This window comes from Lentzea sp. NPDC102401 (genome assembly GCF_044765805.1).
GTDB classification, from domain to species: domain Bacteria; phylum Actinomycetota; class Actinomycetes; order Mycobacteriales; family Pseudonocardiaceae; genus Lentzea; species Lentzea sokolovensis.
The window spans coordinates 1-22062 of record NZ_JBIWKS010000005.1 but is presented as its reverse complement, the minus strand read 5'-3'; the positions used below and the strand labels follow the sequence as shown (position 1 = coordinate 22062).

The following is a 22062-nucleotide window of genomic DNA, read 5'->3' as shown; positions in this document are numbered from 1 at the left end:
CAAGCCGACAGATCACCAAGCTTGATTGACAGGAAGGTTCGACATGCACAGCTATGTGCGACGCGGTCTCATGGCCGCAGTGTTCTCGGGAGGGTTTCTCCTGGCCGGTTCGGCGATCGCGAGCGCTGACACAGGTGGCAACGGTCTCCTGGGCGGCGTCGGTGACGTCGTGCACTCGGTCGTGAACGGTGGCAACGGCGGGAACTCGGGCAACGGCGGCAACGCTTCCAGCTCGAACAACGCCACCACCGGTAACTCGGGCAACTCCGGGAACTCCGGTTCCACCGGTGGCAACACCGCTTATGGCGTCTGTGTGCTTGCCAAGTGCAGCACCCAGGTGAGCTCGGGCGACTCCGGGAACACCGGCGCGACCGGTTCTACCGGCGACGCCTCCAACCACAGCAACACGGTGGGCGGCAAGTCCGGCGCCGCGGGCAACGGTGGCGACGCCACTGCTGCCGGGCGTTCGCAGAACGCCAGTGCGACCGCGGGCAACGGCGGAAACTCAGGCAAGGGCGGCAACGCCTCCAGCTCGAACAACGCCACGTCCGGCAACTCTGGGAACTCGGGCAACTCGGGTGCGACCGGCGGCAACAGCGCCTACGGCGTCTGCCTGCTGGCGGAATGCCACACCAGTGTCAGCTCCGGTAACTCGGGCGACACCGGTGCCACGGGTTCGACCGGCGACGCCTCCAACCACAGCACCACCGTGGGCGGCAACTCCGGTTCCGCAGGCGACGGCGGCGACGCAACGGCCGTGAGCAAGGACCAGAAGTGGGGCCACCACGACAAGTGGAACAACCACGGCAAGTCCGGTTCGGCTCAGGCCACCGCGGGCAACGGCGGGAACTCGGGCAACGGTGGCAACGCCTCCAGCTCGAACAACGCCACGACCGGGAACTCGGGCAATTCCGGGAACTCGGGCGACACCGGCGGCAACAAGGCCGTCGTCTACACGATCGGTTCGGAGCAGGGCCACGGCTGGAACTGGGACAGCAAGTCCTGGAACAACACCCAGTCCTGGACCAAGGTCACGTCGGGCAACTCCGGCGACACGGGTGCCACCGGCTCGACCGGTGACGCGTCGAACCACAGCAACACCGTGGGCGGCAACTCCGGCCCGGCCGGTGACGGCGGCAACGCCTGGGCAGTGACCGAGCAGGGCAAGAAGTCCTGGAACCACGGCAAGTGGAGCAAGCACAGCAACAACGGCTCCACCGAGGCGAACGCGGGCTATGGCGGGAACTCGGGCAAGGGCGGCAACGCCGCCAGCTCGAACAACGCCACGACCGGGAACTCGGGCAACTCCGGGAACTCGGGCGACACCGGCGGCAACTCGGCAGTGGTGAAGACCGAGAACAAGCAGAACCACAACTGGAAGCATTCTGGCTGGAAGCGCGGCTGGAACAACCACGGCTGGAAGAACCACGGCAGCAAGTCCTGGACCGAGGTCACCTCGGGTGACTCCGGTGACACCGGTGCCACGGGTTCGACCGGCGACGCCTCCAACCACAGCAACACGGTCGGTGGCCACTCCGGTCCCGCGGGCGACGGCGGCGACGCCACGTCCTGGACCCACGGGAAGCACTCCGTGAAGGCGTGACCACGAAGTGATCACAAGGGCGGGGCCGGGAAACCGGCCCCGCCTTTCTCGTGCGACCAGATCGTGTCAGTGCTGCGGGAACGTCGAGGCAGCGTAATCACCCCGGCGGCGTCGCGCACGACGAAGCCGGACGGGTCCGCACGAAGTGATCGACACAGGCGAAGAGCCCGTCGAGGTCGCGCCACGGTTGGGGCTACCATGACCGAACGCCACCGCTCCACTTACCGACATGCGGTGATGGTGATCTTCGTCGCAAGAAGTCCTGATGTGGCCAGGCTGCAGGGCGGTCGAACCGCCGAGCGGGCGTCACTCGAATGCTAGGACGTGACAACTGTGCTCCCGACCGGTCAGATCGACGACGTGCCGATGTCTCTCGTCCAGGATCTGGACGACCCGGCGCTGTCCATCGGGTCGATCCGGCAGTGGGCGCGGGACGTTGTGAGCGATTTGGACGCAGATGCTCTTGAAGATGTCGTGCTGGTGGTCAACGAGCTGGTGAGTAACGCGTTCGACCACGGACTCGCCCCGCGTCACCTCAAGCTGCATCGGTCGGTCGATCCGTGCTCTGTGCGTGTCGAGGTCGATGACGCCTCGCCTGATGCTCCGGTCCTGGGGAGATCTCGGCTCAACGATGACCGCGGGCGTGGGTTGGTCATTGTGGACAGTCTGGCCACAGACTGGGGCATCGAGTACCAGACGGGCAGCAAAACCGTGTGGGCGGAGATCAACTGTGCGCTGTAGCTAACGAGAGCCGGTCGGGCTGGCGCCCACCGCCACGAGCGCGTCGGACCGGCTGGGATACAAGACGAGCGTCTGATCCAAGTCGGTGATGCGCAGCGGCTTCAACACTGTGCTGTGTGCCGCAACCACGGCGAGTCGCGCGTCGACTTTCTCCATGCCGAGATGGGCGTGCAACAACAGCCTCAGTCCAGCTGACCCGAGAAATGTGACCGCGTCCAGTTCGAGGACCATGGCCTGGGGGCGCGTCACCAGGCACTTGTCCACCTCGTCGAAGACGATGTCGACTGTCTGCGAGTCGATCTCGCCGCTGATCACCAGAATCGGTATGGCGTCGCAGTGGAGGGTCTCTGCGTGGGCTGGCACTGACTTCTGACCGCTGTGCATGGCGTCAGTCCTCTGTGTTGCTGACGCCATTACCGGACTCGTCCAAGCTGCATGTTGAACCTGAACCAGCAGGCGTGTAGGCGCGCGCCAGATGCGTGAACTATCAACACAGTAGGACGACATCAAGCCACAGGCAACCGAGCTGGCCTTGCGGGTCGATATGTCCGGATGTGATCGAGTATTGACTGTGCGGATGCCGGCAGGCTGGCACTGTCGGCATCCGGGTACAAAGCAACTGCCGTGCACGCGCGTGCTTTTGCACGGTAGGTCCACCGGTGAGTGGTCCGCCGGTGTCGCTCGCAAGGATCTGAACGCGGCAGACTTCCCGTCGCTCATCGCCATGGTCGTCGCCACCATGCTCGCCGTGCCCGAGCTCGACAGCCAGCAGTCGCTGCGATGGCGGCGATATCTCGCCTTGCTTCACCGTGTGCCGCTGCTTGCGCGGTGCTCGCAGGTCCTCCCGCAGCATCGTGTCGATGGCCGGCTTGAACGGATCCAGCCTCGACGGCCGCGGCGGATAGATCTTGCGTTCCTGCGGCCAGGCCGAGGTCAGCGCCTGCTTCACCGTCCGCCAGCCCACGCCGTACCGGCGCTCGATCTCACCGCCCCGACACCCCGGCACGAGAGTCCCGGCGGATCGCGGCGTACAGCTCCACCCTCGACATCGACGGCACGAGCGGCTCCTCGGCACACGCGAAGCAACCATGCTCCCACCACACACAACCCTGACGTCAACATTCGTGAACATCGACTCCGGCGATCAAGCCCCGCCTCCAGCGTTCACGAACAACCGCCGTCAGAGAACGCGGATAGAGCCAAGCCGAAGTCCTGCCGCGTGCAAAGCTCGGTGAGGTAGCGCACCAGCCCCTCACGCACCAGGTCGCAGCGCAGTCCGTAGCGGTCCACGAGCTCGGCCGGCGACTGCTGGCCCACGCGGACCGCATCGCGCAACGTATCGTGCTCTCCTGACTACCGCGCGCAGCAGGTCTCAAGCCCCGTGCGCACCGGTGGCGCCTCGCCCCGCGCCGACAGCGTCGCGGCGGCAAACAAGCACCAATCAAAGTTGACTGATTGGTTCGTCGCCTGCTGGCGGTAAGTGCATGTGCACCAGCAGCTCTACCGCCTTGCTCTCCGCCTTCGTGCCGGATACGTCCTCTAGCAGTCCGACGAGATCAAGCAGTAGGTAGTAGCCGATGTGGTTGAAGTACTCCGCTATGCGCTCCGCCTGCAAGCCGGGTTCAACTCGCAGGAGCACTTCGCCGTCATCGAGGCGGCCGTCCACGATGACGATCTCGCCGTCACGTTCGACCACCTTTAACTGCGGCGACCGGTTGGCCAATCGCCTGAGAAAGTCGACACCTCTCTCGTAGGTCTCGCGCTGACGTGGGGACATGCGGCCCATGTACCACAGAATCGCACATGGGTTCGAATGTCTGTCAACGGTAGGTTCCTCGCCGCGGCATCTGTGGCAGCCTCGTCGTACATGACGCCCAACGCTCGTTCAGCGTCGACTCTGCACTCGCCGCGAGATGTCGATCTTGGATGCGGTCGTGCAGGCTGGCGACGATCCAGGCCGCGCGGATGCTGCGCAGCCAGCACGACGATGGGGTGGGCGTCGGGCGAGCGATGCGGGCTGAGGCTCACCCAAAGCGTCTCTGTTCACGTTCGCTCGGAGCGGTCGATGATGATCGGTGCGGCCAGCTCGACGGGTCCGGAGGGCTGGCGGCGTTGCCGGGTGTCGAGGTCGACCAGTTTGCGGGCCGCTTCGGTGAGGCTGACCTGGAGGCCTTGGACTTCGCCGAGCCATCCGTGCAGTTGTGCTTCGGTGATGCGGTCGCGGAGGTTGGCGATGATCTCGACGAGCCGGGGCCGGGCCCGAGGGTCGATGCGCAGGCTGGGGCAGCGGATGCAGGCGTGCTCGTGGCGGCATGGTGTGCCGTAGGGGCGAGCGCAGTCGCCGAGTTCGAGCTTGCGGGTATGGAAGTGCTGCTGAAACTCGGTCCATTCGGTGTCGGTGGGCTGGCGGTACTCGGCTGTGGGGCGTTGTGCGCGGCGCCGGTCGAGGAAGACTCGGTAGGAGCGGACGAGTTCGTCGTCGAACACCGCGGTGTAGGCCTGAGTGGTGTTGATGTTGCTGTGGCCGAGCAGCCGGGCCACGATGTGCACGGGCAGGCCGTGGCTGACCGCGTCGGTGGCGAACATGCGCCGGAAGTCGTGCGGTGTGCACCGCAGGGGCCGGCCGGCAGCGTCGAGGATGCCGGTCGCGGCGACGAGCCGGTCGAGCAGGTCTCCGACGTTCTGGTAGCTGGGGACCTGCCACCGCCAGCCGACGCGGCGTTGAAACAGGTGCGGTAGCGGTGTGCCGACCAGACGCTCGTGGATGTCGTAGCGGCCGGTGAGCGGGACGCTGCCGCCGTTGTGCCGGCGCAGTCGGCTGATGACGGTAGCCAGCACCCTGGCCAGTTCGGGACTGACGACCAGGAGCCGTTCCTCGTTGTTCTTCGACGGCACGATCTGCAGCAGCGGCACGACCTCACCGGTGCCGGGCACCTGGTAGGACACCACAGCGAGATGGGTGATCTCGAGCAGCTCCTCGACACGGACACCGGTGTGCCGCAGAACCTCGACAATCGCCCAGGTCCAGAATGCGTCATCCTCGCCGCGTGCGGCGTCGACGCGCTCACCGGTGTCCGCGTTCTCGATCACGACCGGGGCTGCTGATCGCGGATCCGCCTTTGCGCCAGCACGCGCACGCGGGGCGGGCATGTGCCGCCAGTGCTGCCCGCGGTGGACGAATAGCTCACCGGTGGGGGTGTTCAGGGCGTCGGTGAGCAGTGCCGCGCGCTCGTCGCGGAGACGTTCGGCGGTGTCGATGAGCACGGGCAGTTGCGGTAGCCGGTCGCGGACGCGTTGATGCATGCGCGCCGTGGTGGCCTTCTTGACCTTCAGCGTGCCGTCGGTATCGCCTCGGCGGACCGGGCTGGGCACCGCGAACTGCGCCCAGTACGGGTCATCACGCGCCCATTGGTGGATGTCGAGGTAGAACGCCCGGACCTGCCGCAGGATTTCGAAGTAGGCCTTGCGTGGGCGGGTGGAGCCGTCCGCGCGCCTGACCATCCGCAGGCGCTGTTTCCAGGCCTCAGCCACCTCATCGGTGAGCTGCAGGCTGTCCACCTCGGGATGGTGCAGCTCGATGTCACGCCAGAACGCGCGGACCAGCCGGCTGGTGACGGTCAGGATCGAGCCGAAGTCCTGCCTCGTGCGCAGCTCGGTCAGATAGCGGACCAACACGTCGCGCACCGGGCGGCAGCGCAGCCCATACCGGTCGACCAATTCGGCCGCCGACTGCTGCCCGACGCGGACCGCGTCGCGCAACGTGTCGTGCTCGCCCAGATCCGCGACCGCGCGCAGCAGGTCCCAGGCCGTGTGAGCGCCGCGCGGTGTCCGGCCACGCACAGGCTGCGTCGCGGCACGGAACTTCAGCACATCCGCTGCGGTCAGCTCGTGCGGGTCACGACCGGTGTGGATCATCATCTTCGCGATCGCGATCCTGCCGTCGCGTTCATGCTCGGCGCCCATGGCGAGCTCGCGTGCCCGTGTGTGCAGTGCGGCAGCCACCTCACCATCAACGGCGCACAGCATCTGCTCGAACACACCCGGAGGATGCAGCACCGCCAGGAACCGGTAGCCGGGTCGCAGAACCCGGCACAACATCAACGTGGACAGCCCACTAGTGAACTCCATGTGTTTGGTCTTGCATGCGCGCCCGTCGGCAGGATCCACGGCAGCTATCCACGAGGTGTCGCCGCGATCTTCTGCCCCGGTAGCCGCCCAGCGCTGCTGCCATCCGGTGCCGGGATGACGTTGCAGCCACGCCAGCACCCGGCGTGTACCGGCCCGGCGCAGGCACCGCGTACCCGCCGTAGCCCGTGACCACAACGGCAGACCAGCAAGCAGATCGAGAATCTCCTCAGCCGAGCAGGCGTCATACACTCCGGCGCGCTGCTCCACTGTGCTCGGTTCATCGCGCTGCGCGGCCTGTGGCGCTGCTACAACGGTGCTCGCGCCAAGCCGGGTCGCCACAGAGCCCGGCGAGCTGATCGGCAGATCGGTCACGAGGTGCCACCGCCGAACAAGACATCGAGAACACCCGAGTCATATCCCGCCGCCGGCGCGGGCGCAGCCGGGCGCAGTTGACGCTCGGCGAGATGAGTCAGGACCCGGCGGATCACCTCATCGTCGTGTTCGACCAGGTAGATCTCCGCCGTAGTGGACAGATGCTGATGTCCGAGAATGCTCTGCACGTCCCTGAGCGACAGAGTCTTGTCCTGAGCCATCCGCAGAGCACAGGTGTGCCGCACGTCGTGCATCGACCAGTTCGTTCCCAGACCTGCGTTCACTCGCCGCATCACCGCGCGCAACGCCTCATAGTTCAACGGCTGACGCCGCCGCCCATCGCCACGATCACGACGACGCACCGTCCACCACAACGGCTCATCCGGCGCCAGCGGCTCTCCCAGATCGGCCAGATACAACATCAGCCACACCAACCCGTCCGGCGAGACCGGAAGCCACTGCTCAGCGCCGCTGCCTTTGCGGCACACCCGGACACGCTGCTCGCCCCAATCCACATCACTGCTCGCGACACCCAGCAGCTCCGATGCCCGGCATCCGTTGCTCACCGACATCGCCAACAACGCTCTGTCCCGATTGGACCGCAAGCGCGCGAATAGCTCGTTCCACCGCTGGTCCGGAATAGACCGAGGCCGCCGCCGCGGCACTGGCGGGTTATACCGCAACCGACCCACAGGCAGCGCCGGCTCCAACGGACTGCGATGCGCATACGCGTGTGCGCCGCCCTTGGCCAGTGGCACCGGGTTGACCAGCACACCGTCCGCCGCGTCACACCAAAAATCGTAGAAGCTGCGCAGCACCGCGTTTGAGTGCCGGATCGTCCGCGGCTCGTACCCGTCTCCGAGGTTCCGCTTACGGGTGATCGGATTGACCGTGCCAGCCGACAGCAACGTCTTCGTGCGGCGATGCCGACGAGGCTTCACCGCTTGACTAAGCCACAACACGAAATCGCGCACTTGAGCAGATGTCGCCCGATTCCATGACACCCCGGCGAAAGCCAGCCAGCGCCACCACCGCAGCAGGGCGTACGCATAGCTGCGGATCGAACTCGCGGAGCGTCCCCGCGCGACGAAGTCAGCCAGAAACCGTCGAATCGGCTCGACCACGACACCAGCCGGATCCACCACCACCCATGTCACCGAACCCTGGTACGGCACTACAGCACCCCACCGCGGAAGGCACACCGCCGCAGCGTCACCACCATGCATCTCGTCCGCCATGCCCACTCCCACAGCCGCCTAGTCAACACAGCGACAGTGACCGACCAGAAGCCTGTAGTACCGACAGATCACGGCGTGTCGCTCGGTAGTCCGGTCAACAGATCGACATCGAGTCCGACCGCCGTGAAGAGGTCATCCAGTACGTCTACGACAAGCACGGCCGCCGCCACGCCGCGCAGGTCGCCAACGTCATCACCTACCGGGCCCGCTCCGCGGTGCGGGACATGGCCCGCGCGCTCGGCCACTCACCCGGCCAGCAGAACGCCTGGTCCAAGAAGATCGACGCGTGGAGCCCACTGAGCGCCGAGCAGCACCCCGGCATCCCGCTGGCCGTGCTGGAGCTCGCCGCGCAGATCGAGGGCGCGCCCCGGCATCTGGGCATCCACTCCGGCGGCATGGTCATCGCCGACCGGCCCGTGTCGGAGATCGTCCCGGTCGAGCAGGCCCGCATGCCAGGTCGAACCGTCCTTCAGTGGGATAAGGACGACTGCTCTGTGATTGGCCTGGTGAAGTTCGACCTGCTCGGACTCGGGATGCTTTCCGCGATCCGCTACGCCGTCGACCTGATCGCCGAGCACCACGGCATCGACGTCGACCTCGCCCACCTCGACCTCGGCGACCCGGCCGTCTACGACCTGCTCTGCGCCGCGGACACCATCGGGGTCTTCCAGGTAGAGAGCCGCGCGCAGATGGGCGCGCTGCCCCGCGTGCAGCCCCGCTCGTACTGGGATTTGGCGGTTCAAGTCGGGCTGATCCGGCCCGGCCCGATCCAAGGTGGATCCGTGCACCCCTACATCGCGCGCCGCAACGGAGCCGCCTGGAAGCACGACCACCCGCTGCTCGCGAACGCGCTGGACCGCACCTACGGCGTCCCGCTTTTTCAGGAACAGGTGATGCAAGTCGCGATCGACGTCGCCGGATTCACACCTGCCGAGGCCGACGAACTGCGGCGCGCCATAGGCTCCAAACGCAGCGAGTCCAAAATGGAGCTACTACGGGCCCGGTTCTACAAGGCATGGCGGCCAACAACATCCGCGGCCCGGTCGCGGACAAGATCTACGCACAGGTTAAAGCCTTCTCGGGCTACGGCTTCCCTCTGGCTCATTCGCTCAGCTTCGCCCATCACGTGTTCACCAGCGCCTGGCTCAAGGTCTACTACCCCTCCGCGTTCCTCTCGGGTCTGCTGCGCGCGCAGCCGATGGGCTTCTACAGCCCGGACTCGCTGGTCGCCGACGGCCGACGCCACGGCGTCATCACCCTCGGGCCCGACATCACGCGCAGCCTCGCCCACCCGACGCTCGAACCGCACGCGGGCAGCGCCGGCGGGCACGCAGTCCGGCTCGGGCTTGCGGGCGTGCGCGGCCTGGGCACCGAAATCGCCCAGCAGGTCGTCGACGACCGCCAAACCCACGGTCCCTACCTCGACCTCGCCGACATCGGCCGCCGCACCCGGCTGACCGAACCGCAGCTGGAAGCCCTCGCAACCGCCGGCGCGCTCGGCCGGTTCGCCGGCGACCGGCGCACCGCACTGTGGAACGTCGCGCTGCCTGCCCGGGAAAGCCCAGGACAGCTCCCGCACACCAGCACGATCGGCGACGCCGCCCCCACGCTTCCGGGCATGAGCACCTGGGACCTGGTCTGCGCGGACCTGTGGGCCACTGGCATCAGCCCCGACACCCACGCCATCGAGCTCGTCCGGGACCACCTCGCCACCCTCGACGCGCTCCCCATCGCCGCCCTCGCCCACGTTCCGCACGGCACCCGTGTGCTTGTCGGCGGCGCTCTCACCCACCGCCAGCGCCCGCCCAGCGCCGGCGGCGTGACGTTCCTGAATCTCGAGGACGAGACGGGCATGCTCAACGTCGTCGTCAGCCCTGGCGCATGGAACCGCTACGGCAAGATCGCCAAAAGCAGCGCCGCGCTACTCGTGCGCGGAGTCCTCGAGCGCGACAGGGGCGCTGTCAACGTCTTGGCTGATCGGATTGATCAGCTCGCGTTGTAGCCAGACCGCCCAGCGGTGCGACTCGTCGAGCACCTCTGGTACCGGAACCAGCATGCCCCACACCGCGTCCTCGTCAATCTCCGTCCACCCCTGGGGGCGTAGGAATGCAGACGAGTCTGCCTCCCTACGACGCAGTCGCACCCCGCGGCATTTCGGCGCTGACTCGAAGCTCGCGTTGGTGAACGTGACGGCGCTGTCGAAGGTCACGCCGTCGAAGACAGCAGTGGTGAAGGAGATGCCGCTGAACTCGGCGTCGCCGTTGAAGGCGGTCCGGGTGAACCCGACATCGCCGAGGAAGCGTGCCTTGGCGAATCTTGCGGCGCCGTCGAATCTCACGCCGCCGAAGCTGATGGGGCCGTGGAGGGTCGCACGACGGAACATGGCGACGCGGTCAAAGATCGCTTTAGGGAACCCAGTGTTGCCGCGGAAGGTCGAGTTAGTGAACACGGCGTCACCACTGAAGTGCGCACGGTTGAAGGAGGCGTCGTTCTCGAAGGTCGTGTTAGCAAACGAGACCTCGTTGTGGAAGGCCGCGTCGGCGAACTTGGCGTTCTCGTGGAAGTTCGCGCGGGCGAACTTGGCCCTGGTGAAGGTCGCACCGCTGAACTCGGCGACGTCGCCGAAGGCTGCGTAGCTGTACGAGACGAGGTCGTGGAAGGTTGCGCCGCCGAAGTCGGCGCGACCGGTGAACCGCGCCCCGGTGAAGTTCGCGCCGTCGTTGAAGGTCGTTTTCGCGAATTCAGCGACGTGGGTGAAGGCCGTTCCGCGGAACGTGGCGACGTCGTGCAGGGTCGCGCGGGTCATGCGGAGGGCAGGCAGGCGGCAGCGGCTGAAGTCGAGATCGATCAGAGTCGCTTCGGTGAGATCGATCTCCAGAATTTCGGGCCAATAGTCGTACTCCGGTTGGGCGCCGTCGTCCAAGTCCGGGCGGAGGTGATGGGCGAGCAGGCGCTGGACGGAGATACGGACGTCGCGTTCTAGGACCGCTTCGGCGTGACCAGCCTTCCGAACGGGCGCCGCAGCGGTCCCCGCGTCGAGGCGTCGTGGGCCTAGTCGGCGGTGCGAGCCGCTCAGCAACGGGCGGGCTACGCCGGCGGAGGACGGTGCTCCTGTTATCGGCGAGGTGTAGGGCATGCGCAGGTATGCGCACCACAACTTGGCGATCGTGGCCCGCTGCCGCGGGTCCTCCTGACCGAGGCGCTCCAGCGCGTACAGGCCAGCCAGCCGGACCGGGGCTTTGTCGGAGCCGAGCTGGTCAGCGGCCTTGGTGTAGAGCTCAGTTACCCGCCGTGCCCGGGCATCGTCTTCGGTGTGCGTTTGTGCGTCCAGCCGCGCGCGGAGATCTCGTTCGCTGGTGCGCTGGCGCCGGACCCCAAGGTAGAGCGCGAATAGCGCGCCGCCGCCGGCGACAACGCTCAAGGCGATCTTCACCGCGTCCAGCTTCGCGGCAACGAAGTCCTTGCCGTTGATCGCTGTGCTGGGGTCCGTTCGCACGGTAGCGACGCGTTCTAGCCAGTCCATCGTCAACCACAACGCTCCACTGGCCAGCATTACGAGGGCGATCAGGCCGAGCGCAGGCACAGTCCACGGCAGTTGTTCGTCGGTTCCTGTTCGCGGCCGGGCTGGGCGCGACCGGCGCGACAGCCAGCGTCGACGAGTGGGGGGTGCGGGTTCAGCGACGACCATGCCTCTACGTCGCGAAAACGTCGCAGTGTGCAACATCCGCCGGGGCAGGCTTCCTCAGCCGCAGGCAACCAGTGCACCTGCGGCCGGGTGATCAGGTGTCGAATCGATCCCAGCGGTCGAGGTCCTGCTCGACCTCACCGACAGCCACATCCGGTGCCGTCACGTAGAACGCGGGGACCTCGCCGGACAGGTCGACAAATACGAGGGCTCGGGCGCCTTCGGTGTCTTGCTGCGTGCCTCGCCGCATGGGGCGTTCCTGGGCGGTGCGGCGGGTGAACACGCGGGCGAGGTGGCCGCCGATCTCGAGGCGGAACCGCCGGTCCTCTTCCACGACTGTGACGTGGTGGCGGGTGCGGCGTGCTGCTTCGGCGGCCGCCAGGTAGACGGCCACCTGGTGTACCCGGTCCGTGCTCAAGTCGGCGATCTCCATGCGGACACCCTAGGTCCTGTCCAGAGCGGGTTTCGTGCGACGAGGCGCCTGCGGTGGCCTCCCCGTGCGGGGTGACGACCGCAGGCGCCTCGCGGTGTTGCTCGTTCGCGCCCGTCAGGGAGCGAGGATGTAGCTCATACCGACAACGTCGGGCAGGACGCGGGAGGTGAACTCGCCGAGGGCGCCGCCTGCGTTGGTCTCGGTGACGCGGATCTTCTTCACCCCGTTCTCGATGAAGACCTCGTCGACCCAGCTGACGTGCCCGTAGGTGGGGTCGGCGCCGTGCACGCCGGGTTCGAACACGACCAGCGAGCGGGGCTCGGCGTCGAGCACGACGGTCCAGCCGCGGGCGGCGGCGTTGTCGTTCATGTCCTTGGCGTTGCCGCCGATCAGCGGCCACAGGTCGGTGTTCTCGTGGAACTTCTCGTAGGCGCCCCAGGTGCACTGCCCGTAGTAGTCGCGGGCGAGGTTGTGGTCGGTCGTCTGCCCGGTGGCCCGGTTCTGAGCGACGACGATCGGGGCGGGCTCGGCGATCGCGGACGCCGCGGCGGTCAGCGGCGCCAGGCCGATCAGCGCGGCGAGCAATCCAGCTGCCGCGGCGATGCCGGCCCGGCGGGGGCTCGCCCCGGTCCCGGTGGTGTGGATGGTCATCGTCCTGTTGTCCTTCCCTGTCGCTGTGGTGCTGCGGTCCACACCAGCGAGCCAGCGCAACGGGAGGTGTCGCAACGGTGCGACGGGGTGCGCTTCCATCTTTTCGGCCGTACCGCGCCTGACCAGGAAGAACAGGGTGTGTGCGAGGTGTGCGGGATGCGGTCTCGCACGTGCGGCGCACTCGCCGCACCCCGCCCAGGGGGACGGTCAGCAGGAGGACAGGCCGGTCACCGGTGTGCTGCCGTCGGTGAAGGGCAGGTCGGTGTAGATGGACAAGACGTAGGCGCCGGAGCTCATCTTCGCCCAGGCCCTCGTGGTGAGCGGCTGTCCGCGGACCTCCTCGTCGACGGGCTCCCCGTCGAGCACCATGCACACCACTTGCACGTAGTCGCCCTGCGAGAGCACGCCCGCCTGGCAGGAGGAGCGGGAGGGCTGGCCCCAGATCCGCGCGCCCCGCCCGCTGGTGTCGGCGATGCGCGTGCGCACCGACCCCGGACGCAGGTCCAGATCCATTTTTCCGCATTTCGCGGCCGTAGTCGGCTGCCCGGCGGCGGGACTCGAGCTGGACGTGCCCGAGGTGGCGCCGGTGCCTGACGTAGAGGGGGAGAAGAACAACCAGCCCGCGCCCAGCCCCAGGGCGAGCAGCGCCACCGCTACACCCGCACCCTGCGGGAGCGTGAGGCGAATGGCCGCCTTGTCGCGTCCGGCGTCGCGCCGGGAAGCGTCGCCCGTGTCGGGAACGACGAGGCCCAGTTGCGGCTGGGCCAGCTCCCGCCACTGCGCCCACCGCTGAATCTCTTCCTCCGACAGGCCCTTCGCCTGGAGCAGGACCAGCAAGTTCTCCTCGCTGATCAGCCGCTGCTCGTCCAGCCACCCGCGCAGCGTCGAATCGCTTCTGCCGATCTCCTCGGCGAGCTTCCTCCAGCCCAACTCGCCCTTGACCCGCGCGAGCAGGGCCCGCTGGAACCCAGGCACTCCGCCGGCCACAGTGTCCGCTGCCGTCGACGGTTCGGCCGGTTCCGGCGTGCCGTTGATCTCCGTCATGACCACCAGTCTGGGTCACCGTCGGCTGAACCGGACCGGCTGAAGGCGGGAGAACGCACCGACATGCCAGGTGTCGGCTCGACAGCACCGTGCCTTGAACGAGCTGCGAGACGTTGCGCGACAGGACCGTGCCAGCAAGCAAGATCGCGGGCCACCCCAGGACCTGGACCCCCGCGAACAGCAAGCCACGCGATGACGAACCTTCTCGGCGGTGAAGGTGTCTCCGGTCACATTTTCGCGATCTGTTGTCGCTGGGGTCCTGTGCCGCAGCAGGGAGGTGAGGGCGCTGGTCGCCGAAGTTTGTCGGTGTGGAGGTGGACCATGATGAACGTGGACGAGAACGAGGTCGGCGAGGCCCGCAGCGCGGACGCGCTCGATCGGGAACCGCCGAGGGACGAAAGTGGGCCGGGAGCCGGTGTCACCGGCGTTGCGGGCGGGCCCACGGCGGGAGGTGGCCGACCAGCTCGCCGCCGGCGTACTGCCGGACAGCCCTTCGGGATGTCGAGTTCGGTGTGGCAGACCATCACCGCGATGGCGCGGCACATCGAGCAGGTTCAGACGCTCGAGCGGATGGCCAGCTCGGCGGTCGTGCGGCAGAGCATGTTCACCGCCGAGCCGGTGGTGCGGCAACTGCTCCAGCCTCCGCTGGTAACCCGGCTCATCACCCCGATGGTGTGGACTCCGCCGGTGTGGACTCCGCCGGTGTGGACTCCGCCGGTGTGGACCTCGCCGGCGGTCGACCTGCTGCGTGCGACGCTGGCGTGGCCGTCGTGCAGTGCTGTCACGTTGGTGAGGGACAGCACGCGCCAGTTCTGGGCATCGATCACCCAGTCGTTGTCGTGGCGGCTGGATCTCTGGGCCGGTCAGCAGGGTCTGGAAGGCCGGTTGCTGCTCGCTGTGGCGTCGCAGGTGCGCGAGCACCTGTTGTCGGACGACGCGGGCGACCGCGGACCGGTGGAGGAGTTCACGTTCGAGTGGCTGGGCTACGCCCGGCCCGAGCGCGCCCAGGAGCGCGAGAGCCTGCTGGAGGCGGTGATCGACGTGTTGCTCGGTGCTACCTGGCCGGCCGCTCCGGCCCGCGTGCGCAGACTGCTGCGCAGGGAGGTCGACGCGACCCGCCGCAGCACGCGGCCGTTCTGGGAAAGGACGATCAACGGCAGGCGGGTGATCTCCTGCGACCTGCCGGTGCCCAGCCTGCATGATCCGGACGGCGCCACGCTGATCAGCCTGCAGGCGGGCCATCACGACGTGGAACGTGACGCCCTGGACCGGATGCCCGGCACCGAGGCCGACCCGGCGGTGAGGTGGCTGATGTTGGAGCTGACCGCCGAGGAGATGGCCGTGGTGTGGCACTACGTCGACGGCGGGATCACGTGGCGGCAGGCGGCGTCGCTCTGTGGGCAGGACGAACGGCTGGGCGAGAGCATCCGCCGCAAGGTCAAGCGCTTGGTGCACCAGCACCAAGCGGCGGTCGCCAGGCAGGAACGCGACGGGCCAGGTGGTGACCGCCCCGGCACGCGCACCTGCGGGACGGTCGGGTCTACGTCCAGGACCCGATGGTGACCTCGTCGACTCGTGTCGACCTAGCCAGGGCCGCGCAGTACCGCGCGGGTGAGGTGACCCAGGGTGAGGGCAGGTGCGCGTCGAACTGTCGAGCCGTCACGTCGATGACGACATCGGCATCGATTTCCGCCGCTTGGTGCACGAAGGCGATGGTCCGCGAGCCGCGCACGACCCAGCCGACGACGGTGGTGGGCTCCGCGGTGTACCCGGCGGCCTGCAGGACCGTCACCACGCGGGGAGTCCACACCAGACAGTCGCCGTCGACGGGCCGGCACGGGATGCCGAGCGTGGTGAGCAGCGAGCCAACGGCCTTCACGCCGGTAGCTCCGCCGCCGCGCGTCCCGTCGGTCATGCCCTGATCGTAGACACGCGCAGCCCGGAACCCCAGGTAGGTGAGCGGCGTGAGCAGCGGTCCACGCCGTCCCGGTGGCGCGGAAGGCCGGACCCCCGGTTGGCCACGAGCGTCGACGCCGGAGCTCTGTGGCGAACGCGAGCGGGTCGCCGTCTCGCGCGCACACCGTTGCCGTGGCTGGAAATCAGCAGGGCGAACTGTGCCACGCACCATAGGCAAGGCGATCGAGGGGATCGGACAGGATCCCGTGTTTTCGCCCTTGCGGAGTTGTGATGCCCGAGCGGGTAGAAGGAGAAGTCCGCTAGGGGAGGGAGGCACCCCCGAGCACCACTGCTCCTCAAATGTCGGGGCGCAGCCCAAGATCAGTACGGGTAGTACAAGTCACCCCCGCTACACAGGGGTGTCATCAGCCCGATCCAAGGAGAAGCACGCACCGTGGCCGCCAGTGCCATGCCGGTGTCCCGTGCGTGAAGCCCCTGGTCCGGGGGCCACGGGCCTGCAGTCCCACCAGAAATATGGCGCGATGCGCGCCTGCGCGCCGGCAATAACTTGCAAAGAATCCACCCCTAAGCCCAATGGGTTCTACTGGGGAACCGGCAGCAGTATGGTTTGACTGCACACCCAAGAAAGGGACCTTGATTAAATTGAGATGAGAGAATGATTGTGGAGCATTCCTGCCGAGTGAGGAATTCTCGACAAAACTTGCGTAAGGCATATCTAGGCTCATGACCAGGGCAAACCGCCGCAAAGTGCATTGACGAACCGAGTCAACTCGGTTCGTATCGCTCGGACCCGTGGTCGCTGGCCCCGCTATCTCCCCTAGTCGTACGGTTATTCAGGTGCGACGGCCCGGAAACGTCCCCGGCGTCGGGGGTCGTTTCGTAGGCGGACCGGCCTGGTGTAGTGTTCGTCGCATCCGAAATGACCCTGGAGGTCGGACGGCAGGCGCGAAACCCTGTTGTCCGAGTTCCAGGGTTCCCGTTTAGGCGAAGCCTCCAGGGCAGGACAGACGGGAGCTCGACGAGGTTGTGGCCAGGGGAGGGGGCACGCACGTCATGGCGCTAGCGACGCATACGCCGCAGAAGGCGGAGAAGACCGCGTGGACCTGGTCGGCGGTCACAAAGGTCGCGACGGACGTCGGCAACCAGAACAAGGACGCCGACGACTCCGAGAAGAAGGGCGACGAGGGTGCGCGGGCCGCCGAGAGGCGGGAGCCGATCGCCGCCGGCACCGCGGCGGCCGAGTTGGAGGGCCAGCCGTTACCCCTGCAGGGCACGGAAAGCCCGTGAACGACGACGGCCTCCTGCGGTCAACAGGAGGCCGTGTCCGATCAGCCCTGACGCTCAACTCGTCCCGGAGATTGCCCAGGGCCCTCTCAGCCCGCAGTGCGGGAGAGAAGCTCTAACTGCTGCCCTACCCTACCTCCTCGCTCGGCGTGTGTCGCAGGCTGAGACGGTTTGAGACGGCCGTTACCTGCAACAACGCGCCGTGACAAGCACCGAGGCGTCGTGAACGTCACGACCGCGACGGCCTCGCGTGAGACGGTCTGGGACGCGGACAAACGCCGTGGGACGGTCGGTGACCGATCGGCGCGCGTTTCGTTTGGCCGCCCCCGCACCGAATGCCAGGATTGGTCCAGTGCTCGACGGCCCCGGCCGCCGAGCACACACCGCACCCGCCGCAGCGGTCAACTGCGCCAGGACGCGGAGCACCACCGAGCCCAAAAGCTCAACTCGTCCCGTACGTCACCGCGTTGCCCGCCGCCCCGGCGGGCAACGCGGTGATCAGAGATTCTCCAGGAGAAATTCGTGCCCTACAACGAAAACCCGTGCGGACAGTCCGGTGTGGACTCCCCTCGCACGACCTGTAGTTCCGTGCGCCGGCCGATCACGATGACCGAGGTCGTACTCATCGTCGTGGCCCTGGCGAGCACCGCCGGCCTGATGCGCTGGGGCCACCCGCCGCTCGACGCGGTCGCGCTCGTCCTGACGGTCATCATCGTGGTGATCGCGGTGGCGCGGACGCGGCCCGCCGCGATCCTGAGGGTGCTCGTCCAGGCGATCGCGAACGCGCTGCCGCTGCCCGGCATCGGAGCCGTCGCGTGACCGTCCAGGCGCACGCTGCGGGGGACCGCGGCATCTCCATCGTCTTCCCAGACGAGAAGCACCCCGTCGAACAGCTGCACCGCACCATCGGCCGCAACTTCACCCTGTCCGGTGCCAAGCTGCCTGAGGAGTTCCTGACCACCCTGGAACTGCGCGTTCTGCTGCCCTGGGCCCACTACGCGGTGATGACCTACGACCTGGACGTGCCCCAGGTCCATCGCCGCCGCATCCGGACCCTGTGGGAGACGGCGTCACAGGTGGAGCAGGTGGAGACTCCAGTCCGCCGCCTCACCTCGACGTCAGTCGGCGCAGTGGCGCAGGACAAGCCGGGCGACACCCCGCAGGCACTGCGCGCGATGCGCGACAGCGAACTACAGGCCACCAACCCGGCCGAGTTCATGAGCCTGCTGCGCACCATCCAGGTGCGCAGCAGGAACAACCCGGCGCGCATAGCGAAGATCGCGGGCATCTCGCGCAGCCAGTCCTACCGCTTCGTCACGCGGCCCACGCTGCCGACCAAGCCGGAGGACGTCGAGGCGTTCGTGACCGCGTGCGGCTTGCAGCAGGAGCAAGTACAGCGGGTCATGGCGCTGTGGAGCGAATTGCGCGAGCTTAATGCCGACACGACCGCCGTCATCGGCTGCGACCGCAACAGGGTCATCAGGTTGACGTTGCCAGCGTGGTCCGTGGCGCGCTGGGCCGAGCTGGTCGACCTCGGCGAGCCCACCGGGGACGGGGCGCCCGGCATCCTCAACGCTGACGGCAGCTTGATCCATCTGAAGTGGGTGCAGGCATCCGCTCTGCATGGCGGAATTCGGCACTTCCTCAACGGCCTGATGCCGCTCACCCACATGCCCACCACCGACTGTCCGCATCAGGCCACGCCCGGCCTTTCTTTCGCGCAGGCCGTCCGAACGCTCCGCGAGCAGCGAGGGCTCTCGGAAGAGCACCTCAGCGGACTGGCGCGGTGCAGCACCACCAGCCTCAGCGACCTTGAGAACGCCGTCACGGTCCCCGAGCCCGAGCTCCTCGACAGGCTCGACGCGGCGCTCGACGCAGGTGGTCTGCTCGCTGCGTTCGCACCGCGCTGCTGCTGACCCGGCCGACGGGAGGTGCGTCTAACGGGGAAGCGCCGGGTGCGGCGCTTCCCCGTTAGCAGCAGGGCCAGTGGTCACCGGGTCCATTCGGACGGGCGGCCGGTGCGGGTCCATTCGGACGGGCGGGCGGGCCGGGGCGCGCGGGTGCGAGTGATCATGTGTGCCTCCTCTGGGGCGTTGTTGCTGTTCATCACCCGTGCGGAGCCGCGACGCTGGGTGAGCAGCCGCTTACAGTGAAAGGCTCCGTCGGAGTTGGGGGGTGTCAGCGTGCGCCGGCTTGACCCACGCTCGTGGGCTCTATGGTCTCTGCCGGGCGGACTGCTGGCCTACGTGTTGCTCGTGCAGGCGGGGACGGCAGCCGTTGTGGTCGCGACCATGTGGCTGACCCCGATCACGCCGTCGGCCTGGTCGTGGTTCGGTGTGCTGCTGGCGGGGTCGGTGATCCACGCCGAGGCCGCGCAGGGCATTGAGCGGTACCGCGAGCGAGCCGCCGAGGGCGCGCCGTACACCCACCTGCAGTCGGTCTGGTACTTCGCCGCGGTGCTGGTGCTGCCGGTGCCGTTGATCGCACTGCTCGTCGCGGTCAGCTTCGGCTACGCCTGCTGGCGAGTGCACAAGGGCAAGGTCCGCGTGTACCGGCGGGTGTTCTCCGCGTGCACCGTGGTGCTCGGCGCCGCGGCCGCCGTGCTGCCCGTGGCGGCCGCCGCGCACGGCACCGCCCCGTACGTCATGGGGCTGACCGGTCCGCTCGGCGCGGCCGCCGTCGTCGTCGCCGGCGTGCTCTATCGCGTCATCAACTACTTGCTCGTGCTGGTCCCGATCGCGGCGAGCAACCCGGACAAGCCCGCTCGCACCGCGCTGGGCCCGGCATCGGACCAGCTGCTGATCGCCGCCGCGATCGGCATCGGCTCCGGCATCGTGCTGGTGCTGGTGCACGAGCCGTGGTTCGCGCCGTTGCTGATGATCACCGTCGTCGCGTTGCACCTCGGTCTGCTGCTGCCGCAGTACAAGCTGGCCGCGCAGATCGACCCGCGCACCGGCCTGTGCGGGATGGCGTGGTGGGAGACCCAGGCCCGTCAGGAGATCGATCGGGCGGTACGCCCAGGAACGCCGGTGGGCGTGCTGATGCTCGACCTCGATCACTTCAAGCGGGTCAACGACACCCACGGCCATCTCGCCGGCGACGCCGTGCTGCGCGCGGTCGCCGACACGGTGAAGCACGCGGTGCGCCCCACCGACGTCGTCGGCCGGTGGGGCGGGGAGGAGTTCGCGGTGCTGCTGCCGGGCGCCGACATCGCCGCGGTGGCCGCCACCGCGGAGCGCATCCGCGCCATGGTCGCGGCCCTGTCGGTGACGACGACCAGCAAGGACGACGCCACCGTCACGATCACAGGGCTGACGGTGTCGATCGGCGCCGGGGCCTACCCCGTCCATGGCGGGTCGCTGCCGCACCTGCTGCAGGTCGTCGACCGCGCGCTCTACCGCGCCAAGGCCGACGGCCGCGACCAGGTGCAGCTCGCCGACGCGACCGCGTAGCACCGGAGCGACGCCGCCGCGCGGTCTCCCGCCACACCGAGGGGAATCCTTGCGGGGCTACGGAACGAGCGCGACGCCGGCGCGGAGCTGCGTCAGCAGGTTGTCGAGGTCGCTCGTCAACGCGAGGTCGGCGCCGGTGCGCTCGAGCATGCGCGTCACGTCCGCGGTGTCCCCGTCGTGGCGCGGTGCGGGGATCCCGGCGACGCGGGCGCGTCCATCCGCCTCGCGCGTGATCCGCACCGCGCCGACCCGATGCCGGACCACCGGGCGGTCGTGCTCGAGGATGAACTCGTCGAACACCACCGCCGTCGTCGTGCCGTTCCAGCCCGCGCCGTCGAGCTCGGCCTGGTCGAGCCGCAGGACCGACCGCCTCGCGGGTCCGTCTTCCCTGCGGTCCATCATGAGCAGGATCGTGACCTGGCGCTGGGAGTCGAAGCGAACCTCCCGGTCGCGACCGGCGTCGAGCACGTCGGCCAGGTCGCTATACCGGGCGACCATCGACGGTTCGACATGCCGGGCCGCGAGCGAGCCGGTGCTCACCGTCCACGCGCCGGTCATCGCGGTGACCACACGACGCAGCCACTGCGATAGAGGTGAAAAGCGACGACGCATTCGGCCTCCCCAGGCAGACGGTGTACTGGGCTGATCGGCCGAACTCGCACAGGTGTTACCGCGAGTACGGCCAACGGCCCCGGACAGGGCCCGACGCCTGTCGCACTACCCGCGAGCGGGGGGCGCCGGCCCGGATGGGCCGGGCATCAGCGCTGCTCTGGCACGAGCGCGCCGATGATGCAGGTGCTCTAGGCGGCCGGATCAGCCATACTCGGGGCAGGTCCGGCCCGCACCCCCAGGCGCGCCGGACCTCTATTTGAGCTCCGGCGGCGCATACGAGCGCTCAGGTGCGCGTCAGCGCGCGCTCCCGTCGGGTGCTGCATCCGGGTACCGCGGCCCAGGGGAGCCGCCGTCCAGCACCGTCCCTGGCGGAAGCCCGTCTCTGAGCAATGGCAACAACTTCCGGTCCTTGCTCATGAGCACCGCCGCGGTGCCGTTGCTCTGCTGGACCCGACGGCAGAACCGCGGCGCGAGGGCGACACCGAGGTAGGCGTCGGCGCGCGGCCCGTACACGACCTTCTCTCCCGCGCCGCACCACGCCGCGGCCACCACCTCGCCCTGCGTCCAGACGAAGCCCTCCACGTACACCCCGTCCGCGGTCCTAGCCGCCTCGCTCGCGGCGACGCTGAACATGACCTGCTCGACGAGCCGGGTGTCCGCGTCAGGCTCCCACCACCGGCCGAGGTCGAGCACGAGTCCCTCCAGACTTGCGTGCGCCCAGCCCGAGTCCTCGACCAGCGTGAGAAACGGCGTCTCGGCCGTGATCAGCGCCGCCGTGAGGTGCTCCTTCATCACCACATGATGCGGCTAGTAGACCGTCGCTTCTAACCTTTGGGGTAGAGGTGGCGGAGTCGGGTGCGGGCGTCCTGGGTGGTGAATTGCCAGTCGACTCCGCGCTGGTG

Annotated in this window: 20 protein-coding genes and 1 pseudogene; 8 read left to right on the top strand and 13 right to left on the bottom strand. The window is 68.0% G+C overall.

The features are described from left to right. Window positions 1-43 precede the first annotated feature (43 nt). A complete protein-coding gene (locus ACIRG5_RS19115) occupies window positions 44-1603 on the top strand; it encodes a hypothetical protein (RefSeq protein WP_402906256.1) in 1560 nt (519 codons plus the stop codon). Between the two features lie 333 nt (window positions 1604-1936). Further along, window positions 1937-2344 carry an ATP-binding protein gene (locus ACIRG5_RS19110; RefSeq protein WP_402906255.1) on the top strand — a complete coding sequence of 136 codons (408 nt, stop codon included), beginning with the start codon at window positions 1937-1939 and terminating at the stop codon, window positions 2342-2344. Here the strand turns inward: ACIRG5_RS19110 and ACIRG5_RS19105 are convergent, their stop codons facing one another. From ACIRG5_RS19105 to ACIRG5_RS19080, 6 genes are all read right to left on the bottom strand, one after another. Further along, window positions 2345-2728, bottom strand: a complete 384-nt coding sequence (locus ACIRG5_RS19105; protein WP_402906253.1) for an STAS domain-containing protein — start codon at window positions 2726-2728, stop codon at window positions 2345-2347. Between the two features lie 103 nt (window positions 2729-2831). After that, complete coding sequence (locus tag ACIRG5_RS19100) at window positions 2832-3293, bottom strand: hypothetical protein (protein WP_402906251.1); 462 nt, start codon at window positions 3291-3293, stop codon at window positions 2832-2834. Window positions 3294-3508: 215 nt separating this feature from the next. Beyond that, complete coding sequence (locus ACIRG5_RS19095; protein ID WP_402906249.1) at window positions 3509-3679, bottom strand: hypothetical protein; 171 nt, start codon at window positions 3677-3679, stop codon at window positions 3509-3511. 106 nt (window positions 3680-3785) lie between these two features. Continuing rightward, window positions 3786-4130, bottom strand: coding sequence for a hypothetical protein (locus ACIRG5_RS19090; protein ID WP_402906248.1), 345 nt, complete (start codon window positions 4128-4130; stop codon window positions 3786-3788). Window positions 4131-4387: 257 nt separating this feature from the next. Continuing rightward, complete coding sequence (locus tag ACIRG5_RS19085) at window positions 4388-6472, bottom strand: tyrosine-type recombinase/integrase (protein WP_402906246.1); 2085 nt, start codon at window positions 6470-6472, stop codon at window positions 4388-4390. Between the two features lie 368 nt (window positions 6473-6840). After that, window positions 6841-8082 carry a tyrosine-type recombinase/integrase gene (locus ACIRG5_RS19080; RefSeq protein ID WP_402906244.1) on the bottom strand — a complete coding sequence of 414 codons (1242 nt, stop codon included), beginning with the start codon at window positions 8080-8082 and terminating at the stop codon, window positions 6841-6843. A gap of 101 nt (window positions 8083-8183) precedes the next feature. On the opposite strand from ACIRG5_RS19080, the pseudogene ACIRG5_RS19075 reads away from it, so the two are divergent. Next, window positions 8184-10084 (top strand): annotated as a pseudogene (locus ACIRG5_RS19075) (OB-fold nucleic acid binding domain-containing protein); the annotation flags it as partial. Here ACIRG5_RS19075 and ACIRG5_RS19070 read toward each other — a convergent pair. From ACIRG5_RS19070 to ACIRG5_RS19055, 4 genes are all read right to left on the bottom strand, one after another. Beyond that, window positions 10004-11605, bottom strand: a complete 1602-nt coding sequence (locus ACIRG5_RS19070) for a pentapeptide repeat-containing protein (protein ID WP_402907079.1) — start codon at window positions 11603-11605, stop codon at window positions 10004-10006. The pseudogene ACIRG5_RS19075 and the gene ACIRG5_RS19070 overlap by 81 nt on opposite strands. Window positions 11606-11861: 256 nt before the next feature. Continuing rightward, entirely contained in the window at window positions 11862-12200 is a 339-nt protein-coding gene (locus tag ACIRG5_RS19065; RefSeq protein ID WP_402906242.1) for a hypothetical protein, read from the bottom strand. Between the two features lie 114 nt (window positions 12201-12314). Then, on the bottom strand, window positions 12315-12851 hold the full coding sequence (locus ACIRG5_RS19060) for a CHAP domain-containing protein (protein WP_402906241.1): 537 nt from the start codon (window positions 12849-12851) through the stop codon (window positions 12315-12317). 207 nt (window positions 12852-13058) lie between these two features. Further along, window positions 13059-13895, bottom strand: coding sequence for a hypothetical protein (locus tag ACIRG5_RS19055; protein WP_402906239.1), 837 nt, complete (start codon window positions 13893-13895; stop codon window positions 13059-13061). A gap of 321 nt (window positions 13896-14216) precedes the next feature. On the opposite strand from ACIRG5_RS19055, the gene ACIRG5_RS19050 reads away from it, so the two are divergent. Then, the gene (locus ACIRG5_RS19050) at window positions 14217-15458 is read left to right on the top strand and encodes a hypothetical protein (RefSeq protein ID WP_402906237.1); all 1242 of its coding nucleotides are present in this window, start codon (window positions 14217-14219) and stop codon (window positions 15456-15458) included. Here the strand turns inward: ACIRG5_RS19050 and ACIRG5_RS19045 are convergent. Beyond that, window positions 15436-15810: a hypothetical protein gene (locus ACIRG5_RS19045; RefSeq protein WP_402906235.1), complete on the bottom strand. Its 375-nt coding sequence runs from the start codon at window positions 15808-15810 to the stop codon at window positions 15436-15438. The two genes, ACIRG5_RS19050 and ACIRG5_RS19045, sit on opposite strands and share 23 nt — an antisense overlap. A 1055-nt stretch (window positions 15811-16865) precedes the next feature. Between ACIRG5_RS19045 and ACIRG5_RS19040 the strand changes: the two genes are divergently transcribed. The 4 genes from ACIRG5_RS19040 (at window position 16866) to ACIRG5_RS19025 (ending at window position 20548) form a co-directional block, all read left to right on the top strand. After that, window positions 16866-17099 carry a hypothetical protein gene (locus ACIRG5_RS19040; protein WP_402906233.1) on the top strand — a complete coding sequence of 78 codons (234 nt, stop codon included), beginning with the start codon at window positions 16866-16868 and terminating at the stop codon, window positions 17097-17099. Window positions 17100-17702: 603 nt separating this feature from the next. Continuing rightward, window positions 17703-17915, top strand: coding sequence for a hypothetical protein (locus ACIRG5_RS19035; RefSeq protein WP_402906231.1), 213 nt, complete (start codon window positions 17703-17705; stop codon window positions 17913-17915). Next, window positions 17912-19012, top strand: a complete 1101-nt coding sequence (locus tag ACIRG5_RS19030) for a multiprotein-bridging factor 1 family protein (protein WP_402906229.1) — start codon at window positions 17912-17914, stop codon at window positions 19010-19012. The genes ACIRG5_RS19035 and ACIRG5_RS19030 overlap by 4 nt, the downstream gene beginning before the upstream one ends. Before the next feature lie 330 nt (window positions 19013-19342). After that, window positions 19343-20548 carry a diguanylate cyclase gene (locus ACIRG5_RS19025; protein WP_402906227.1) on the top strand — a complete coding sequence of 402 codons (1206 nt, stop codon included), beginning with the start codon at window positions 19343-19345 and terminating at the stop codon, window positions 20546-20548. A gap of 57 nt (window positions 20549-20605) precedes the next feature. Here ACIRG5_RS19025 and ACIRG5_RS19020 read toward each other — a convergent pair whose 3' ends face one another. Both ACIRG5_RS19020 and ACIRG5_RS19015 read right to left on the bottom strand, forming a co-directional pair. After that, a complete protein-coding gene (locus tag ACIRG5_RS19020) occupies window positions 20606-21160 on the bottom strand; it encodes a hypothetical protein (protein ID WP_402906226.1) in 555 nt (184 codons plus the stop codon). 294 nt (window positions 21161-21454) lie between these two features. Further along, window positions 21455-21952 (bottom strand): hypothetical protein, encoded by a 498-nt coding sequence (locus ACIRG5_RS19015; RefSeq protein WP_402906224.1) that lies wholly within the window; start codon window positions 21950-21952, stop codon window positions 21455-21457. Between the last annotated feature and the right edge of the window lie 110 nt (window positions 21953-22062).

What these genes read in the sequence shown, in the direction of transcription:
- ACIRG5_RS19105 (WP_402906253.1), bottom strand. Translation starts at nt 2,728, where the DNA reads ATGCACAGCGGTCAGAAGTCAGTGCCAGCCCACGCAGAGACCCTCCAC.
- ACIRG5_RS19045 (WP_402906235.1), bottom strand. Translation starts at nt 15,810, where the DNA reads ATGACCGACGGGACGCGCGGCGGCGGAGCTACCGGCGTGAAGGCCGTT.
- ACIRG5_RS19080 (WP_402906244.1), bottom strand. Translation starts at nt 8,082, where the DNA reads ATGGCGGACGAGATGCATGGTGGTGACGCTGCGGCGGTGTGCCTTCCG.
- ACIRG5_RS19040 (WP_402906233.1), top strand. Translation starts at nt 16,866, where the DNA reads ATGGCGCTAGCGACGCATACGCCGCAGAAGGCGGAGAAGACCGCGTGG.
- ACIRG5_RS19065 (WP_402906242.1), bottom strand. Translation starts at nt 12,200, where the DNA reads ATGGAGATCGCCGACTTGAGCACGGACCGGGTACACCAGGTGGCCGTC.
- ACIRG5_RS19015 (WP_402906224.1), bottom strand. Translation starts at nt 21,952, where the DNA reads ATGAAGGAGCACCTCACGGCGGCGCTGATCACGGCCGAGACGCCGTTT.
- ACIRG5_RS19055 (WP_402906239.1), bottom strand. Translation starts at nt 13,895, where the DNA reads ATGACGGAGATCAACGGCACGCCGGAACCGGCCGAACCGTCGACGGCA.
- ACIRG5_RS19090 (WP_402906248.1), bottom strand. Translation starts at nt 4,130, where the DNA reads ATGGGCCGCATGTCCCCACGTCAGCGCGAGACCTACGAGAGAGGTGTC.
- ACIRG5_RS19070 (WP_402907079.1), bottom strand. Translation starts at nt 11,605, where the DNA reads ATGGACTGGCTAGAACGCGTCGCTACCGTGCGAACGGACCCCAGCACA.
- ACIRG5_RS19115 (WP_402906256.1), top strand. Translation starts at nt 44, where the DNA reads ATGCACAGCTATGTGCGACGCGGTCTCATGGCCGCAGTGTTCTCGGGA.
- ACIRG5_RS19050 (WP_402906237.1), top strand. Translation starts at nt 14,217, where the DNA reads ATGATGAACGTGGACGAGAACGAGGTCGGCGAGGCCCGCAGCGCGGAC.
- ACIRG5_RS19020 (WP_402906226.1), bottom strand. Translation starts at nt 21,160, where the DNA reads ATGCGTCGTCGCTTTTCACCTCTATCGCAGTGGCTGCGTCGTGTGGTC.
- ACIRG5_RS19035 (WP_402906231.1), top strand. Translation starts at nt 17,703, where the DNA reads ATGACCGAGGTCGTACTCATCGTCGTGGCCCTGGCGAGCACCGCCGGC.
- ACIRG5_RS19060 (WP_402906241.1), bottom strand. Translation starts at nt 12,851, where the DNA reads ATGACCATCCACACCACCGGGACCGGGGCGAGCCCCCGCCGGGCCGGC.
- ACIRG5_RS19085 (WP_402906246.1), bottom strand. Translation starts at nt 6,472, where the DNA reads ATGGAGTTCACTAGTGGGCTGTCCACGTTGATGTTGTGCCGGGTTCTG.